The 1446-nt window shown below is 33.5% G+C and carries 1 protein-coding gene; it reads left to right on the top strand.

Going from position 1 to position 1446, the window contains the following annotated elements; genetic code table 11:
• Positions 1–74 precede the first annotated feature (74 nt).
• On the top strand, positions 75–938 hold the full coding sequence (locus BN338_RS05710) for a 23S rRNA (adenine(2030)-N(6))-methyltransferase RlmJ (RefSeq protein ID WP_039759911.1): 864 nt from the start codon (positions 75–77) through the stop codon (positions 936–938).
• Positions 939–1446 lie beyond the last annotated feature (508 nt).

Below are 1446 nucleotides of genomic sequence, written 5' to 3'. Positions count from 1 at the left end.
TTTTTATGGATATCAATTCTAGTTATTCTATGCTAATAATCTGTTATAGTTATCCATATGATAGAGTTTCTTCCATGAATTATCGGCACATTTATCATGCTGGCAATTTTGCTGATGTTTTTAAACACATTATTGTCACCCGCATTGTAGAATATCTCAAACGCAAAGAAAAAGCTTTTCGCGTTATAGATACGCACGCTGGTATCGGTATTTATGACCTCTCTTCTTTAGAAGCCCATAAAACAGAAGAGTGGCGCGAAGGTGTGCAAAAAATTTTTTCAACGCCTATCCCAGAAGATTTAAAAGCACTCCTTCGTCCATGGTGTGATATCATTGATGCCCTCAATAAAGGGAAAAAAGAAATTGTATTTTATCCTGGATCTCCTGCTCTTATTCGTCAATTATTACGGAAACAAGATCGCCTCACCGCAATAGAATTGCACAATGAAGATTACTATATTTTAGCAAAAAATTTTGCCGGCGATTATCAGACAAAAGTTCTGCATTTGGATGGTTGGCTTTCTTTAAATGCTCATTTACCACCAAAAGAAAAACGTGGATTTATTCTTGTTGACCCTCCCTTTGAAAAAACTGGAGAATTTTCCCGCCTTATTGAAGGATTAATGAAAGCCTACCGCCGTTTTTCTGGAGGAATCTACGCTTTATGGTATCCTGTTAAATATGACAAAGAAATTCAAAATTTTCTTCATGCGCTTTATCAAACAGGAATTCCTAAAATTCTACAGCTTGAAATGCGTATCCGAAAAAATTCAAATCCACCTACAATGAATGGAAATGGAATGATTATTATCAACCCTCCCTATCTTTTAGAAGAAGAAATGAAAAAACTCAGTCCCTTTCTTATCAGCCGTCTTGGACAAGATGAAAATGCCAAAATAACACATAAGTGGCTTCAAAAAGAACATCTATTAAATTAGATTTTTTCTCTCATATTTTCCTTAAAAATACCCTTTTGTAAAATACAAAGGCGATGAAATTCTATTATTTTTAGATAATACCAATATATAATATAGGAATGATAAGCTTATAACGATTACGTGAATCATAGAATATTAAAGCTATTGAGCACCACCATCTCTTTACGCCTCATAAAAGAAGTAGGTCAGCCCCGTCATACATTTTGCTAGCCCTCAATGTTGCAACAGTCGTTGGCACTTAAGAAAACTCATAAAAGAAATTTTTAGTCCTTTCTTGTATAAGTTTCACTCCACGCACTTCTCCCCACTCGTAACATGCAAGAGATATCATCATTTTGATTGATTGAACATGGAATAGATTTGAAATGAGAAAAGATTGCGCTATTTTAGGAGTTTATAAATCAGTATTTATTTCGTAATTATTTTTTCTTAGAAAGTCTATTCTCTTATCATCATAGATTTCTCATTCTAATCATTTTTAATGAATCAATTAGATGCGTTCATAAAG

This window comes from Bartonella queenslandensis AUST/NH15 (genome assembly GCF_000312585.1).
Lineage (GTDB): Bacteria > Pseudomonadota > Alphaproteobacteria > Rhizobiales > Rhizobiaceae > Bartonella > Bartonella queenslandensis_A.
Note: the sequence above shows the minus strand (reverse complement) of the source record. Positions and strands in the feature narration are given on the sequence as shown.

Bases quoted from the DNA above. Each gene is read 5' to 3' on its own strand.
- BN338_RS05710 (WP_039759911.1), top strand. From the start codon at position 75: ATGAATTATCGGCACATTTATCATGCTGGCAATTTTGCTGATGTTTTT.